We start from the raw sequence: 15,058 nt of genomic DNA, 5'->3' as shown, positions 1-15,058 counted from the left end.
GGGCCGAGGCCGGAGACCATCGGGGCCATAGCGCAGCACGCGCTTGCGCCAGCGGTAGAACAGGGTGCGGGAGATGCCCGCTTCCGCGCATGCCCGGGTCACATTGCCCAAGATCGCCGCCCGTTGCATGATCTGCAAGCGATGACGGCGAACGCTGTCCTCGAGGGTCATGCTCTCCTCCCCCTCTCCGAAGCTTGCGAGGCCTCGGTTGGAGGTTCCGGAGGTAGAGTGGTGACCCTCTTTCCATGGAGGACGCCTCCTCCAGTGTTAACACTAGATCGAAACAGTGCAGCCTAGTGTCCCGCGTCCGCCCGGGCCGGTCTCCGCAGGAAAGGAATGCAGACCAGCATCAAGAGCAGCACCGCCGCCACGACCTGAAAGGCGTGCTCGAAGGACAGCACGGTGGCCTGGCGGACGATGATGCCGTCCACCACGGCCATCGCCTGCTGCTGGGCGGTGACCGCGTCGCTCCCGCCCCCGATCATCAGCTGTGAGATCTGGTGCACCATTTGCGAGAACGCGGGGTTTGTCGGCAGGGCCTGCTCCACGAGCCGGGCGTGGTATCGTTGAATGCCCCGCTCGATCAGCGTCGCCAACACCGCGGTGCCGAACGACGCGCCGAGCTGGAGCTGCAGGTTGAGCAGGCCGGCCGCCCCGGTCAGCTTCCGGCGGTCCGCCGCCGCCAGCCCCGCGTTCATCAGCGGGATGAACAGCATCGACAGCCCGAGCCCGTTGATCATCAGCGGAATCACCGTCTGCAGCGGGCCGGTCTCCAGCGTCCATCGGGACATCAGGAATATGGCCGAGGAGACACAGGCCAGGCCCATCGTCGCCATGAGCCGCGGGCCCACGCGGTAGAGGAGCAGGCCGGAGATCGGGCTCATGATCATCGTCACCAATCCGCGCGGCATAAAGGCGAGTCCGGTCTGCGTGGCGGTGTAGCCGAGGACCTCCTGCAGGAAGAGCGACTGCAGGAGGAGCGCGCCGATGAGCCCAAAGCCGAGCAGCGTCACGCAGACCCACGCCGCCGCGAACGAGGGGTTGGCCAGGATCCGCAGGTCGACGGCCGGGGTCTCCGTCCCCAGCAGCTCCCAGAGGACGAACAACAAGAGACACGACACGGCGACGAGGCCGAAGCCCCACACCAGCGGAGACGAGAACCAGTCCCAGCGGTTGCCCTCTTCCAGGACCACGAGCAGCGACATAAACCCCGCCGTCATGAAGCCGATCCCCACGACGTCGATCGCGGTGCGGTGCGCCTTGATATACGACGGCTCGATGACGAAGCTCGCGACCATCAGGAGCCCGATGATCCCGACCGGCAGGTTAATATAGAAGATCCAGCGCCAGCTGTACGTGTCGGTGATCGCGCCGCCCAGCAGCGGGCCGATCGTCGGCCCCAGCACCACGACCAGCCCGTACAGGCCCGTCGCCAACCCCCGCTGCTCGGGCGGGAAGGTCTCGCCCAGGATCGCCTGTTCCGTGGGACCGAGCACGCCGGCACCGAGGCCCTGCAGCACCCGCGCGGCGACGAGGAAGGGGAGGGATGGGGCCAGGCCGGCCAGCATCGACGCGCCCATGAACACCACCAGGCAGGCCTGATAGAGCGGCTTGCGGCCGAACATCGAGGCGAGCCACCCCGTCAGCGGGAGCACGAGGACGAACGCGATCAGGTACCCGGTTGTGACCCAGGTGACCTCGGTGATCGACACCCCGAACGCCGCCTGGATGCTGGGGAGGGCGACGTTGACGATGGACGCGTCGACCGTGCCCATCAGCGTGCCGAAGGTCACGGCCGCGACGATCAGCCACCGGTTGGGGGCGGAGACCAGAGCGGGGGCGGAAGCGACGGCCATCAGGGGGTCTTGCCGACTCCGGGGCCTTGGACGGCCGCGCGCCGGGTCGTGTCCACCGTCACCTCGACGGACAACCCGACCTGGAGGGTGTCGGCGGTGGGGTCGTCGAACGCGATCCGCACCGGGACCCGCTGGACCACCTTGGTATAGTTTCCCGTCGCGTTCTGGGGCGGCAGGAGCGACAGGGCGGAACCGGTGGCCGGTCCGAGGCGCTCGACGTGTCCCGGGAACGTGCGGCCGAGAAGGTCGACCCGGATCGCGGCCGGCTGCCCGACGCGCATGTTGCGCAGCTGGGTTTCCTTGAAGTTGGCCTCCACCCACTTCTGCGAGGAGAAAACCAGCGTGAGGAGCGGCTGGTTGGGCTGAACGACTTCACCGGGCTGCGCCGAGACCTCGCTGGCCACGACGCCGTCCGCGGGTGCGGAGATGCGCGTCTCCTGGAGCTGGACCCGCGCCGCGGCCAGCTGCGCCTGTGCCTGCGCGACCTGCGCCTGTGCCGCGGCCACCTGGGCCTCGCGTTGCCTGACGACGGCGAACCCGCTCCGGGCGCTCTCCACCCCCGCCGCGGCCTGCGTCCGCTGGGCGATCGCACCGGCGACGTCCTGTTGTTTGATCTCCACCTGGGCCTGATCGGCGATGATTATCTCGAGCGCGGCCTTGGCCACGCCCACCTGCGCGCGCGCGGCCCGCAGCTGATCGTTCGCCGCGGAGAGCTGGGCGAGGGTGCTGTCGTACTGCGCCGCGGTCACGTCCGCCGCGGCTTTATCCGCGTCGAGCTGTTGTGCTCCGATGGCGCCCTGAGCCACGAGCGTCTGGGAGCGCGCGTAGTCCTTCTCCGCCCGATCGCGTGCCGCCCGCGCCGCCTGGACGGCGGCCCCGGCGGTCGCGACCTGAGCCGCCGCGGCGGTGGCCTGTGCCTCGGCGCCCTGCAGCCCGGCGGCGGTCTGGGCGCGTTGGGCGGTGAGCTGCTGTTTCAGCAGGCTCACCTCGGTCTGTGATTGCGGGACGCGGGTCCCCGCCGCGGCGTCGGCGGCCTGCGCCTGAGCGACCGCGCCGGCCGTCTCGCTCCGCTGCGCGGTCAGGGCCGCCTGGGCCTGGGCGACCTGGGTCGTGGCGGCGATCAGGGCGGCCTCCGCCTGCTGCACCTCGATCTGGGCGTCGGTCGGATCGAGCACCACCAGCGGCTGGCCCGCGCTGACGCGCTGGTCGCCCTGCACCAGCACCTGGCTCACCCGGCCGAAGATCTTCGAGCTGATGGAAACGGTCGAGCCCTGGACGAAGGCGTCGTCCGTGCTCGGATGCGTGGCCGCATAAGTGAAGTAGCGGATCGTCATAAACACGGCGATGGCGATGGCGACCAAGGCGATCCGGAAGGCCCACGTCCGCAGGCGCGAGGGAGAGCGGCTCCGCGCCCCGGTCGTCTGGCCCTCCGGGGTGCCTCCGATTCCCGCCCGCGGATCCTGGGGACCGGGCGCTCCTCGCTCGGGTCCCGCCCCGCCTGGCTGATCTGGGGACATAGGTCCTCCTCCCTGAGTTTCCAGTCAGGTTAAACGCGGCCGCACGGTGGGCGCATCCCTCCCGGCCGCGCCCCCGCCGCGGGCGGGGTCGCCCCCTGCGCGCGGGTCGACGTCGACACCCCGAGGAGGGTAGGGATCGCTCGCCGCCGCGTCCAACCTTTAGGTCGATGACGCCTCCGCGCATAACCGGGTCTCCGCGGGTGGGGCGCCGGACCGCCAAACGGCCGCCGCACCTGGAGGCGGTGGATATCTTTTCGCACCGCGTGATCAACGCGAGCGGGCACATGACATCGCTCGGCGGATCGACGCTCTCGGCCGGAGTCGTCGAGGCGATGCGGCGTGCGGCCGGTCAGTACTGCGACATGGAGCGGCTCCACGACGACGCCGCCGCGGCGATCGCCGAGGCCACCGGCGCCGCCGCGGCGCTGATCGTCGGCAGCGCGAGCGCCGGCATCGCCCTCGGGGTCGCCGCCAGCATCGTGGGCGCAGACCCCCGGAGGGTCCGTCAGGTGCCGTTCGTCGAGGAGGGCGAGCGCCGGGTGGTCATCCAGACCGGGCACCTCGTCGATTTCGGGGCGCAGATCGCGCAGATGATCCGGCTGGGCGGCGGTGTCGTCCATGCCGTCGGCGCGGTCAACCGGACGGACCGTCGTGAGCTCGAAGCCGTGGTCCGCACCCACCCGGCCGCGCTCGTCTACGTCCAGTCGCATCACGCCGTGCAGAAGGGGATGCTCCCGCTCGAGTTCTGCCTGGACACCGCGCACGCGGCGCGCGTCCCGGTGCTCGTCGACGCCGCCGCCGAGGAGGACCTGCGCCGCTACGCCGCGCTCGGCGCGGACCTCGTCATCTACAGCGGCGGCAAGGCGTTTCTCGGTCCGACGAGCGGGATCGTCTGTGGGCGGAGGGATCTGGTGGTCGGCGTCCGCGCGCAGCACCGAGGCATCGGGCGGGCGATGAAGGTCGGCAAGGAGGCGATCGCCGGGCTCCTCGAGGCCCTGCGGGAGTACACGGCGACGGACCACGCCTCGGCCCGGTTCGCCCACCGCGCCGTCGTGCGGCGGCTGGTGGCGGCGTTCGGGGTGCACGGCGGCGCCGCGGCGGCGATCGTGCGGGACGAGGTGCGCCCCGAGATCGAGCGCGCGGAGCTGCGCTTTGACGGCGCCGGGGCGCGGGACCGCGCGCAGCGCCTGGTCGATTTCCTGCGCGGCTGGGAGCCGCCGGTCTGGACGCGCGACCACCACCTCGCCGAGGGCGCGGTGGCGTTTGACCCCAGGCCCCTTTTCCCGGAGGATGTCGACGTGATCATCGCGGCGGTGGCCGCGTTCTTTCGCGGCCGGCGGACGTAGGTTGGGCTCATCGTGCAGTCCGATCTACACGGTGCACTTCCGGATGGAAAGGCCTGTCTCCAAGTCTGCTCCACGTTATATTCGCGAATGACGTCCGCAGCAGCTGATTTCTTAGCATGCGAGCCTCGGTTGCGGGGAGTGAGCGCGTAGAAAGAACGCGCCAGCGGTGCGTCGGTGGCTTGCTCTCAGAGGGAGAAAGTAATCCAGAAGGTTTGGACTCCAGAAGTGCAGGGCGGACTCATTCGCCTGTTGGCTGAGGACCGTACCGTAGACTAACGATGACAATGAGTGTCCTCAAGACGCTGGTGTTCACCATCCTGGTGCCAGGTACAGTCACGGTGGTGATACCGCGCTATCTGCTCGCCGTTGGAGCGGAGGCTGCCATTCCGTTCGGGCTGATCGGGGCTTTGCCGATTGCGCTGGGCGCGGCGTGCTACCTCTGGTGTGCCTGGGATTTTGCGTCTGCCGGACGGGGGACCCCGGCGCCCATTGACCCACCGAAGGTGCTGGTGACCAGAGGGTTGTATCGCGTGGTCAGAAATCCAATGTATGTCGGCGCGGTGTTGATTCTCCTGGGCGAAAGCGTGCTCTTCGCGTCTGCGACCCTCCTCACGTACGCGCTACTGGCATGGGTGGTCGTCCACCTATTTGTGGTTTTTTACGAAGAACCCACACTCCACCGGAAGTTCGGGATATCCTACGAGAACTACCGCAAGGCTGTGCCCCGTTGGATTCCTCGCCATAAACTTCTTCCCATCTAGATGTCAGAGGAGGCCAGGCGTGCCTACGTCCGCTGGGTGCTCGGAGGGGCGAGCTGCGGTACTCTCAACCCTCTGTACGCGTGAAAGGGAGGGGTCTGAATGATCACCATCCTCGGAGCAGGCGGCGCCATTGGCAACGAACTCGCCAAACGCCTTGCGGTAAGGAATCAACCATTTCGCCTCGTCGGCCGCAATCCGCGGAAGATTCCCGGCGCGACCGAAACACTTGCCGCCGATCTTATGGATAAAGACCAAACCACCCGCGCTGTCGCCGGCTCCAGCGTTGTGCATCTGCTTGTTGGTCTCAAGTACGATCACAAGCTCTGGCGGGAAATGTGGCCGCGTATCATGGGCAACACGATCGAAGCCTGCAAGCGCGCCGGCGCAAAACTCATCTTCTTTGACAACGTGTACCTGTACGGCAAGGTCCGCGGACCCATGACCGAGGAGACGCCCTTCAACCCCTGCACCACGAAAGGCGAAATCCGCGCGAAGATTGCCACCACCCTCATCAATGAGTGGAAGTCGGGCACCCTCACCGCCATGATTGCACGTTCCGCCGATTTCTACGGTCCCGCCACGCCCAACGGCGTGCCTAATCGTCTCGTCTTCGAGCCCTTCGCTCGGAAGCAGAAAGCCTCATGGCTCGTGAATGATTCTGTCCCGCACTCCTTTACCTACACGCCGGACGCCGTGCAAAGCTTGGTACAACTCGCGGAACGGGCAACCGCCTGGAATCAGACCTGGCATGTCCCCACCATGGCCAACCCACTCACCGGAAAAGAGTTTGTCGCCTTAGTCGCGCAGGAATTTGGCGTTGCGCCAAGATATCGCGTCTTGAGCAGGGCCATGATCCGGGTTGCAGGATGGTTCAATCCGCTGGTCGCGGAATCCTACGAAATGCTTTATCAGAGCGATTCGCCGTACCTCTTCGACTCCAGCAAATTCGCCAGGGAGCTCGGCTTTGCGGGCACCACCTGGGCCGAGGGTATCCGAGCCACTGCCGCCTCCTTTCAGCGCGACGTGCACGAGGTCTGAACCAACAGGCCCTGTGAGCACCTCCACAAGGTCTACGCACAGCCGGCGTACGCGGTAAACCCGCCACCCCACGGCACTCGCAGGAAGTGTCAGCGAGGAACCCGACCGGAACGATTTTTCCGGAATCAGCTGGTCGCCGCGTCGAGGTAACGCGCGTAGGCGTCTCGGTAGACGGCGGTCCAGGTCGGGTCGGGGTCGACGGTGCCCGCGCCGCGGACCATCGCTTCCGCCGCGGCGGCGATCGTGGGGAAGCGCCCCAGCCCCACCGCGGCGAGGAGGGCGGCGCCCCGCGCGGAGGCCTCCGGCTCGACGAAGCAGAGCGGCTGATCGAGGACGCTGGCGACGATCTGCGTCCAGACGCGGCTGCGGCTCCCACCCCCCGTCACGCACAACTGTCCGATCGCCTGCCCCGAGCGTTCGAGGGCATCGCGAATGTGCCGCAGCGCGAAGGCGACCCCCTCCAGCACGGCCCGCGCCGCGTCCTCCCGCCCGTGCCGGAGGTCGAGGTGCAGGAACGCCCCCCGGCGATCCAAGTCTCTCGCCGGGCTGAGGGCGCCGCGGAGGTAGGGAAGAAACAGGAGGCCGCGCGCCGCCGGCGGGGCCCCCGCGGCCAGCGCATCGAACCGCCGCAGCGCGGCCTCGGTGGTGAGGGGGTTTCCGTCGTGCACGCCGAGCAACCGGGCGGCCCACCCCACGGCGGATCCGCCGGCCGGGACGTCTCCGCCGCTCGTCCACATCTCGCCGAGGTACGGGTAGGTGAAGGTGTGGAACCGAGGGGTGGGGTAGACCGGGATGCGCGTGTTGACCCGAACCACGCCGTTTGTGGCGAGCGTGATGCAGCCGTCTCCGACGTCCAGCCGACCCGCGCCGAGATTGGCGCAGACGCCGTCGTGCCCGCCGACGCAGACCGGGATTCCCGCCGGGAGCGGCAACCCCGCGCCGCCGCTGAGCGGGCCGAGCCGCTCCGTCCCCGGCCGGATCGGCGGGAGCATGCCGGCCCGAAGCCCGAAGGGCGCGAGATCCCGAGGCCACTCGCGGCATCCGGCGCTCGACGCGTCCGTCGCCCACACGCCCGTCAACCGGTAGTTGAGGTAGTCCTTCACTCCGCAGAGGCGCGCGATGCGGGAGGCGGCGGCCGGTGCGCGGACCTGCGCCTCGGCGTAGATCGCACCCCACGACGCCAGTCGCTGGTGGGCGGGCGCGTCGATGGGGCGCGCGCGCGCGCCCTCCAGGATCGTGCTCCAGGGGAGGGGGACGGGCGTGCCGCCGTCGTCGAGGCAGGCCAGGCCGCCGCCGCGGCCACACAGCGCGACGGCGCCGGGAGGGGGGGCCGCGGCCGCGCATACCTGCTCGACGACCCGCGACAGCGTCTCCCACCATACCGCGGGATCGCGGGTGGGATCTCCAGCGGCGTACGGGAGCACCGCCAGGGATTCCGGAGTCCCGTCGTCACGGGCCAGGACTCCCTTGCACGCGGTGGTGCCGGCATCGAGGGCCAGGATCGGTCCGGACATCTCGGGCTACTCTTGCGCCTGTTGCAGGAAAAACCTCCTTGCGGCGATGAAGAGTGCGGCGTGCTGAGCGATGGCCTGTGGCGCGTCGAGGATCCGTACCGCTCGCTCGGCGTGCGCCCGTTGATCAACGCCTGGGGAACCCTGACGCGGGTCGGCGGGTCGCTGATGCCGGCGGAAGTGCGCGACGCGATGGCCGCGGCCGCGGGGGCCTTTGTGGATCTGGAGGACCTGCACGAGCGCGCCGGCGCGCACCTCGCATCGCTGCTCGGCGTGCCGGCGGCGTTCGTGTCCAGCGGGGCCGCCGCGGGGCTGGCCCTGGCGTCGGCCGCCTGCCTGGCCGGGGACGACCCGGGGAGAATGGCCAAGCTCCCGGACACGACCGGGCTCCCGCACGCGATCGTGATCCATCGGGCGCAGCGGAACCGGTACGATCAATGCCTGCGTCTGCCGGGCGCCGACCTGCGGGAGTTTGGCGGCGCGGATCGGACCGAACCCTGGGAACTTGCGGCCGCGCTCGATGCGGATGTCGTGGCGGTCGCCTACATCGCCGAGTTCGCGGAAGCGCGGGGCTCGCTCCCGTTCGCCGAGGTCGTGGAGATCGCCTCGCGCGCCGGGATCCCGGTGCTCGTCGACGCGGCAGCCGAACTGCCTCCGGTTGAAAACCTCTGGCGGTTCGTCCAGCAGGGGGCGTCGCTCGTCGTCTTCAGCGGGGGGAAGGATCTCCGCGGGCCGCAGGCCACCGGGCTCGTCCTCGGGCGGGAGGACCTCGTCCGCGCCTGCCGTCTTCACAGCAACCCGAATCAGCGGATCGGGCGGCCGATGAAGGCCGGCAAGGAGGAGATCGCCGGGCTTGTGGCCGCGGTGGAGCGGTACCTGGCGCTCGATCACGCGGCAGAGATGGCTCGCTGGGAGTCGCAGGTGGCATTTCTTCTCAACGCCCTGGGCGATCTCCCCGCCGCGTCGGCCCGCCGGATGTGTCCGGCGGAACCCGGGATCCAGCCCGTCGGCATTCCCCGCGTCTACATCGACCTGCGCCCGGGGGCGCCGGCCAAGGAGGAGGTGATCGGGGCCCTGCGGGAGGGGGACCCGGCGATCGTGGTCGGGGAGCACCGCGCCGGGCTGGTGCTGAATCCGCAGACGCTCCAGCCGGGCGAGGAAGCGATCGTGGCGAGTCGGTTGGTCGACATCTTATCTCGGGTGCAGACGAGGGGGTGACCGCGATGGGGGTAGACGGCGGTTCGAAGCGTGCGCGCGGAGAGCGGCGCGAGGTGGAGGCGGTGTCGCGCAGACGGTTGTTTGTGGACTCGGCAGGGGCGGTGGCGGCGGGCGGGCTGGCCCGGTGGGCCGCCGCGGCCGGGGTCGGGACGGTCGCCGCGGCGTTTCTGGCGACCAACGCCGCCGCGCAGCAGCCGCAGGGTGCCAGCAAGCTCTACGATGTGATCAAGCGCAAGACGCTGCTCGTCGGGACCGGCAACGGGAACCCTCCGTGGCACTTCCAGGACGAGAAGGGCGACTTCGCCGGGTTCGACATCTCGATGGGACGCCTGTTGGCCATGGCCCTGTTCAACGATCCGACCAAGGTCCAGTTCCAGATCCAGGCGGCCGACGCCCGGATCCCGAGCCTGCTCACCGACAAGGTGGATATCGTCTTCCAGTTCATGACGATCAGCCCGCTCCGGGCGCAGCAGGTCGAGTTCTCCATTCCCTACTACCGCGAGGGGGTGGGGCTGCTGATGCCCAAGGCCGGCCCGTACCGGGACTACAAGGCGCTGGTGGGGGCGGGGGCCAAGGCGCGCTGCTCGGTGCTGCAGAACGTGGGCGCGGACGATCTGGTGCACGAGGCGCTGCCGAAGGCGCAGGTGGTGCAGCTCGACAGCCAGGCCAACGTCATCCAGGCCGTCGATTCCAACCGCGTGGACGCCGCGGCGGTCGACCAGTCGACCGTGCGCTGGCTGACCCTTCGGTTCCCGAACAAATACCGGGACTCCGGGAAGGGGTATTACCCTCAAGTCTACGGCGGCGCGATGAAGCCCGGCGATACGATCTGGAAGACCTTCGTCGACACGGTGCTAATGGTGGCGATGGGCGGCAACCAGTGGAAGTACTACAAGGAAGAGTACGCGAAGTACTTCGGCATCACCCTGCCCGATCCGCCGATCGGGTTTCCGATCGAGGCGCGGATGGACCAGGCGATGGGCCTGATCCGCTCGAGCTGATCAATCGCGTGCGTGGGGGGTCGCGGCGGAGCGGCCCCCCGCTGCCCTCCCATGCGAGCGTATCATTTCAACTGGTTCTTGGCGTGGCAGAACTTCCCGCGATTCTACTGGGGGCTCGCCCTCGGCCTGGAGCTCGCCGTGCTCTGCCTGTTGATCGGGAGCCTGATCGGGATGGCGGGGGCGTTCGCCCGTAGCTTCGGTCCCCGGTGGCTGCGGATCGCCGTCACCGCCTACGTCGAGTTCATCCGCAACGTCCCCCTGCTGCTGCTGGTCTACTTCGCGTTCTACGGCCTGCCGAAGATGGGGATCACGGCGCTCAACAACGTGTGGTCGTTCATCGCCGCGCTGTCGGTGTACTCCGGCGCCTACCTGACCGAGGTCTTCCGGGCCGGGGTGAACTCGGTGCCCGTCGGCTACGTCGAGGCGGGCAAGGCCGTCGGCCTCACCCCGTGGCAGCGCGTGCGGTTCGTGATCCTGCCGGTGACGTTCCGGATCATCCTGCCGTCCCTCAGCAACACGTTCATCTCGCTGTTCAAAGATACGTCGCTGGCGTCCGCGCTGGCGGTGCCCGAACTGACCTACGCCGCCGAGTGGCTGAACGTCAACACGTTCCGGACGATCGAGGCCTGGACGTTCGCCACGGCGATGTACCTGGCTGCGGGCTACGGGATCGCGCTGGTCCTCCGCCGCACCGAGCGCCGGTACGCGGTAATCCGGTGATGACCGCGTGGCAGCAGATCGCCCCGGCCCTGCCGCAGCTGCTGCGCGGATTGCGCACCACGCTCGAGATCTCCGGCATCGTCCTCGTCGCCGGCTCGATCGCGGGGTTCGTCGTTGGCCTGCTGCTGCTCTACGGCGGCCTCATCCCCCGCCTCGCCGCGCGGGTCTTCGTCGACACCGTCCGGGGGATCCCGGTCCTCGTGCTGATCTTCGCCTGCTACTTCGGGCTGCCGGCGCTGGGCTTGAGCCTCTCGGCGTGGCAGGCGGGGGTGACGGCGCTCAGCATCTTCGCCGCCGCCCACATCGCGGAGATCGTCCGGGGCGGGATCGACTCCATCCCACGCGCGCAGATGGATGCGGCAAAGGCCGTCGGGCTGCCCTTCTGGCTGCGGCTGCGTCTGGTGATCCTCCCGCAGGCGACGCGGCGGATGCTGCCGCCCTGGGTGAACGCCGCGGTGGAGATCGTCAAGGGGTCGGCGCTGCTGTCGCTGCTCGGCATCGTGGACCTGCTGCTGGCGATGCAGAACGTCGTCGGGTACACGTTCATCGTCCTCCCCTTCTACATGCTCACCGCCTTCTTTTATTTTGCGGTGAACTTCACGATCTCGCAGGCCGCCGCGTTCCTGGAGCGGCGGTTCGCCTACCTCACGTACTGATGCCTCCCGTCCTGCGGATCGTGGACCTGCACAAGCGGTTCGGGACGCTGGAGGTCCTTCGCGGCATCTCGCTGGACGTCGGCCCCGGGCAAGTGGTCGCGCTGATCGGGGCGAGCGGGTCGGGGAAGACGACGCTGCTGCGGTGCGTGAACGCCCTCGAAGACTACCAGCAGGGTCGGATCTACATCGGGCAGGAGCTGATCGGGTACCGGGAGGCCGACGGCCGGCTGCGCCGGCTGCCCGAGTCCCAGATCTCGCGGCAGCGCGCCGAGGTCGGGATGGTCTTCCAGAGCTACAATCTCTTCCCGCACATGACGGTCCTCGACAACGTCACGTTGGGGCTCGTGCGCGTGCAGCACCGGCCGCGGGCGGAGGCGCGGCAGACCGCCCTCACCTGGCTCGAGCGCGTGGGCCTCGCCGACAAGATCAAGGCGTATCCGTTCCAGCTCAGCGGCGGCCAGCAGCAGCGGGTCGCGATCGCCCGGGCGGTGGCGATGCAGCCCAAGCTGATGCTCTTCGACGAGGTCACCTCCGCCCTCGATCCGGAGTTGGTCGGTGAGGTGCTCACCGTGATGCAGGATCTGGCCCGCAGCGGCCAGACGATGCTGGTCGTCTCCCACGAGATGATCTTTGTTCGCGAGGTCGCCCACCGGGTGGTGTTCATGGACGGCGGGATCATCGCCGAGGAAGGGCCCCCGGGGGAGGTCCTGGTGCGCCCGCGCACCAGCCGACTGCAGGCGTTTCTCAGCCGCTTCCGCGGGGTGTTCGGATCGGTCTAGGCCTCCCGGCTCAGCGGTGACCATTCGGCGGCGCAGATTTCGCCGACGGTAGAGGTGCGGTGATGACGGCCACCCACGCCTATGACGCAATCGTCCTCGGCTCCGGCCAAGGGGGGAATCCGCTGGCGAAGGCGCTCGCGGCCGCCGGCCGCAGGACCGCGGTGATCGAGCGGGTGCACGTGGGCGGGACCTGCGTGAACGAGGGCTGCACCCCGACGAAGACGATGGTCGCCAGCGGCCGGGTCGCCTATCTGGCTCGGCGGGGCGCGGAGTACGGGGTCCGCACCGGCCCGGTGAGCGTGGATCTGGCCAAGGTCCGCGAGCGGAAGCGGAAGATCGTCGAGGCGTGGAGCGGCGGGAGCGAGCGCAGCCTGCGGGCCGCCGAGCGGATCGACCTGTTGAAGGGCGAAGGGCGCTTCACCGGGCCGCGAGCGATCGAGGTCCGGATGAACGACGGCGGCACCCGCCAGGTCGCCGCCGAGCTCATCGTCATCAACACCGGCGCCCGGCCGGGCCGGCCCCCGGTGCCGGGGCTGGACGGCGTGGCGGTGTTGGACTCGACCTCGATCATGGAGCTGGGCGCGGTGCCCGACCACCTGCTGGTGATGGGCGGCGGCTACATCGGCGTCGAGTTCGGGCAGATGTTCAGGCGGTTCGGGTCCCAGGTGACGATCGTGCAGCGGGGAACGCAGCTGCTGGGCCGGGAGGATCCCGATGTCGCGGGCGAAGTCGCGAAGATCCTGCGCGACGATGGGATCGAGGTGCTGCTGGAGAGCGTGGTCCGGCGCGCCTCCCCGGGCCCCGACGGCGGGATCGAGCTCGCGGTGGGCGCCGCCGGGGACGGCCGGCCGCGGCCGCTGAGAGGGTCGCACCTCCTCGTGGCGGCGGGGCGGCTCCCCAACACCGATCGGCTGAACCTCGAGGCCGCGGGGGTCCAGACCGACCGGCAGGGGTACGTGCGGGTGAACGACCGGCTGGAGACCGGCGCCCCAGGGGTCTATGCCATCGGCGACGTCAAGGGCGGCCCGGCGTTCACGCACATCTCCTACGACGACTTCCGGATCCTCGAGACCAACCTGCTGAAGGGCGGGGGCGCCACCACCCGCGGCCGGCTGGTGCCGTACACGGTGTTCATGGACCCCGAACTCGGCCGGGTGGGGCTGACCGAGCAGGAGGCGCGGAGCCAGGGCCTCGCGATCCGGGTCGCCAAGATGCCGATGTCGCACGTCGCCCGGGCGATCGAGTCCGAGGAGACCCGTGGGCTGATGAAGGTCGTGGTCGACGCCGGAAGCGGGCAGGTCCTGGGATGCTCGATTCTGGGGATCGCCGGCGGCGAGCTGATGAGCATCGTCGAGGTGGCGATGATGGGGCGCCTCCCGTACACCGCGCTGCAGAACGCGGTCTTCGCCCACCCCACGCTCGCGGAGTCGCTCAACAACCTGTTCGACTCGCTGGAGTGACGCGCGACTCGCCCCGGCTCCGCGCGGCGGCGCTCGCGGGGTGGGGCGTCTTCGTTGTCGCCAACGCGCAGCGGATCGACGTCGTGCCGTTCTTCAACGATCTGCGGGCGATCTACCACGTCGATTACGCGGCGGTGGGCGGGCTGCTCTCCGCCTACCTCCTCGGCTACGTGCTGGCGCAGATTCCGGCCGGGCTCGCCGCCGACAACTACCCCACGCGTCGCGTGACCCTCACCGGCCTCGCGGCGATCACCGTCGCCTCCGCCTTCTTCCCCCTCACCGCGGGCTACTGGCCGGCGATGCTCCTGCGGTTCGTGATGGGAGTCGCCGCGGCGATGCTGTACTCGTCCACCGTAAAGCTGGTGCTGGCCGCCACGCCGAACCGCGGGGCGGCGATGGGCGCGCTGCAATCGGGGGCGGGGACGGGCATGCTGGTCGGCCTCTTCCTGATGCCCCTGCTCAGCCAGGGGGCCGGGGTGCGCGCGGCGTTCCTGGCTCTGGCGGCGTTCTCCGCGGTGACGTGGGCGTGCGGGGCGGCCTGGCTGGCACCGGGGGCGCCGGCCCGGCCCGGCGGCGGGCCGCTCGCGGCGCAGGTCGGGCGGATCGCGGGACAACCCCAGTTCATCGCCATCGTCAGCTGCGTGTTCCTGGCGCTGTTCAGCGCGTACGGCATCACCGCGTGGCTGCCCACGTACCTGCGCAACGAGTTCGCGTTCGGCACGGCCGCCGCGGGTGCCGTCGCGTCGATCATCAACCTGGGGTTGATTGCCGCCTCCCCGCTCGCCGGGACACTGTCCGACCGGCTGGGGACCCGTGCCCGGGTCGTGCTCGCGGGCTTCGGGCTCCTCTGCGCGGCGTTTGCGCTCCTCATCGCCGTCCACAACGCCGTGGCGGTCGGCGTGAGCGCCGCGCTGGCCGGCACCGGCCTCGCGCTCACCCTGCCGATCCTGACCACGTTGACGACCGACGTGTTCGGGATTCAGCGCGCCGGGATCGCCGTCTCGCTGAACCTCGCGGTGGGGCAGGTGGCTTCGACGATCTCCGGCGTGCTGTTCGGGTATCTGCTGGACGCCACGGGAAGTTTTCCGCTCCTGTGGACCGTGGCGCTCGCGGCGGCCCTGGCCGGGCTGGGGGCGGCGCTGAGGTTGAGCCGGATGGTGGCCGCTCCCCGACCCGCGCCGGGCTGAGCGGCCCG

General features: G+C 69.6%; 13 protein-coding genes. 10 read left to right on the top strand and 3 right to left on the bottom strand.

All coding sequences use genetic code 11. The features are described from left to right. Positions 1 to 293: 293 nt before the first annotated feature. Both VKV57_10630 and VKV57_10625 read right to left on the bottom strand, forming a co-directional pair. On the bottom strand, positions 294 to 1,856 hold the full coding sequence (locus VKV57_10630; protein ID HLW60362.1) for a DHA2 family efflux MFS transporter permease subunit: 1,563 nt from the start codon (positions 1,854 to 1,856) through the stop codon (positions 294 to 296). After that, on the bottom strand, positions 1,856 to 3,373 hold the full coding sequence (locus tag VKV57_10625; GenBank protein ID HLW60361.1) for an HlyD family secretion protein: 1,518 nt from the start codon (positions 3,371 to 3,373) through the stop codon (positions 1,856 to 1,858). Before VKV57_10625 ends, VKV57_10630 begins: the two co-directional genes overlap by 1 nt. 200 nt (positions 3,374 to 3,573) lie before the next feature. Here VKV57_10625 and VKV57_10620 point away from each other — a divergent pair, with 200 nt between their 5' ends. The 3 genes from VKV57_10620 to VKV57_10610 all read left to right on the top strand — a co-directional run bounded on the left by VKV57_10620 (position 3,574) and on the right by VKV57_10610 (position 6,518). Further along, a complete protein-coding gene (locus VKV57_10620) occupies positions 3,574 to 4,719 on the top strand; it encodes a SelA-like pyridoxal phosphate-dependent enzyme (GenBank protein ID HLW60360.1) in 1,146 nt (381 codons plus the stop codon). 284 nt (positions 4,720 to 5,003) lie between these two features. Further along, complete coding sequence (locus VKV57_10615; GenBank protein HLW60359.1) at positions 5,004 to 5,480, top strand: isoprenylcysteine carboxylmethyltransferase family protein; 477 nt, start codon at positions 5,004 to 5,006, stop codon at positions 5,478 to 5,480. A 99-nt stretch (positions 5,481 to 5,579) separates the two neighbouring features. Further along, the gene (locus VKV57_10610; GenBank protein HLW60358.1) at positions 5,580 to 6,518 is read left to right on the top strand and encodes an NAD-dependent epimerase/dehydratase family protein; all 939 of its coding nucleotides are present in this window, start codon (positions 5,580 to 5,582) and stop codon (positions 6,516 to 6,518) included. Positions 6,519 to 6,643: 125 nt separating this feature from the next. Here VKV57_10610 and VKV57_10605 read toward each other — a convergent pair whose 3' ends face one another. Continuing rightward, entirely contained in the window at positions 6,644 to 8,032 is a 1,389-nt protein-coding gene (locus tag VKV57_10605) for an FGGY-family carbohydrate kinase (GenBank protein HLW60357.1), read from the bottom strand. A gap of 60 nt (positions 8,033 to 8,092) precedes the next feature. Here VKV57_10605 and VKV57_10600 point away from each other — a divergent pair, with 60 nt between their 5' ends. From VKV57_10600 to VKV57_10570, 7 genes are all read left to right on the top strand, one after another. Further along, positions 8,093 to 9,247, top strand: a complete 1,155-nt coding sequence (locus tag VKV57_10600; GenBank protein ID HLW60356.1) for an aminotransferase class V-fold PLP-dependent enzyme — start codon at positions 8,093 to 8,095, stop codon at positions 9,245 to 9,247. A 5-nt stretch (positions 9,248 to 9,252) separates the two neighbouring features. Further along, positions 9,253 to 10,248: a transporter substrate-binding domain-containing protein gene (locus tag VKV57_10595; protein HLW60355.1), complete on the top strand. Its 996-nt coding sequence runs from the start codon at positions 9,253 to 9,255 to the stop codon at positions 10,246 to 10,248. A 51-nt stretch (positions 10,249 to 10,299) separates the two neighbouring features. After that, on the top strand, positions 10,300 to 10,968 hold the full coding sequence (locus tag VKV57_10590) for an amino acid ABC transporter permease (protein ID HLW60354.1): 669 nt from the start codon (positions 10,300 to 10,302) through the stop codon (positions 10,966 to 10,968). Beyond that, the gene (locus VKV57_10585) at positions 10,968 to 11,624 is read left to right on the top strand and encodes an amino acid ABC transporter permease (GenBank protein ID HLW60353.1); all 657 of its coding nucleotides are present in this window, start codon (positions 10,968 to 10,970) and stop codon (positions 11,622 to 11,624) included. The genes VKV57_10590 and VKV57_10585 overlap by 1 nt, the downstream gene beginning before the upstream one ends. Further along, entirely contained in the window at positions 11,624 to 12,403 is a 780-nt protein-coding gene (locus tag VKV57_10580) for an amino acid ABC transporter ATP-binding protein (GenBank protein HLW60352.1), read from the top strand. Before VKV57_10585 ends, VKV57_10580 begins: the two co-directional genes overlap by 1 nt. A 62-nt stretch (positions 12,404 to 12,465) precedes the next feature. Next, positions 12,466 to 13,863 (top strand): mercuric reductase, encoded by a 1,398-nt coding sequence (locus VKV57_10575; GenBank protein HLW60351.1) that lies wholly within the window; start codon positions 12,466 to 12,468, stop codon positions 13,861 to 13,863. Further along, a complete protein-coding gene (locus VKV57_10570) occupies positions 13,860 to 15,050 on the top strand; it encodes an MFS transporter (protein ID HLW60350.1) in 1,191 nt (396 codons plus the stop codon). The genes VKV57_10575 and VKV57_10570 overlap by 4 nt, the downstream gene beginning before the upstream one ends. Positions 15,051 to 15,058 lie beyond the last annotated feature (8 nt).

It is taken from the genome of bacterium, assembly GCA_035307765.1.
Taxonomy (GTDB): Bacteria; Sysuimicrobiota; Sysuimicrobiia; order Sysuimicrobiales; family Segetimicrobiaceae; genus Segetimicrobium.
This window is presented reverse-complemented; position numbering and strand designations above follow the sequence as displayed.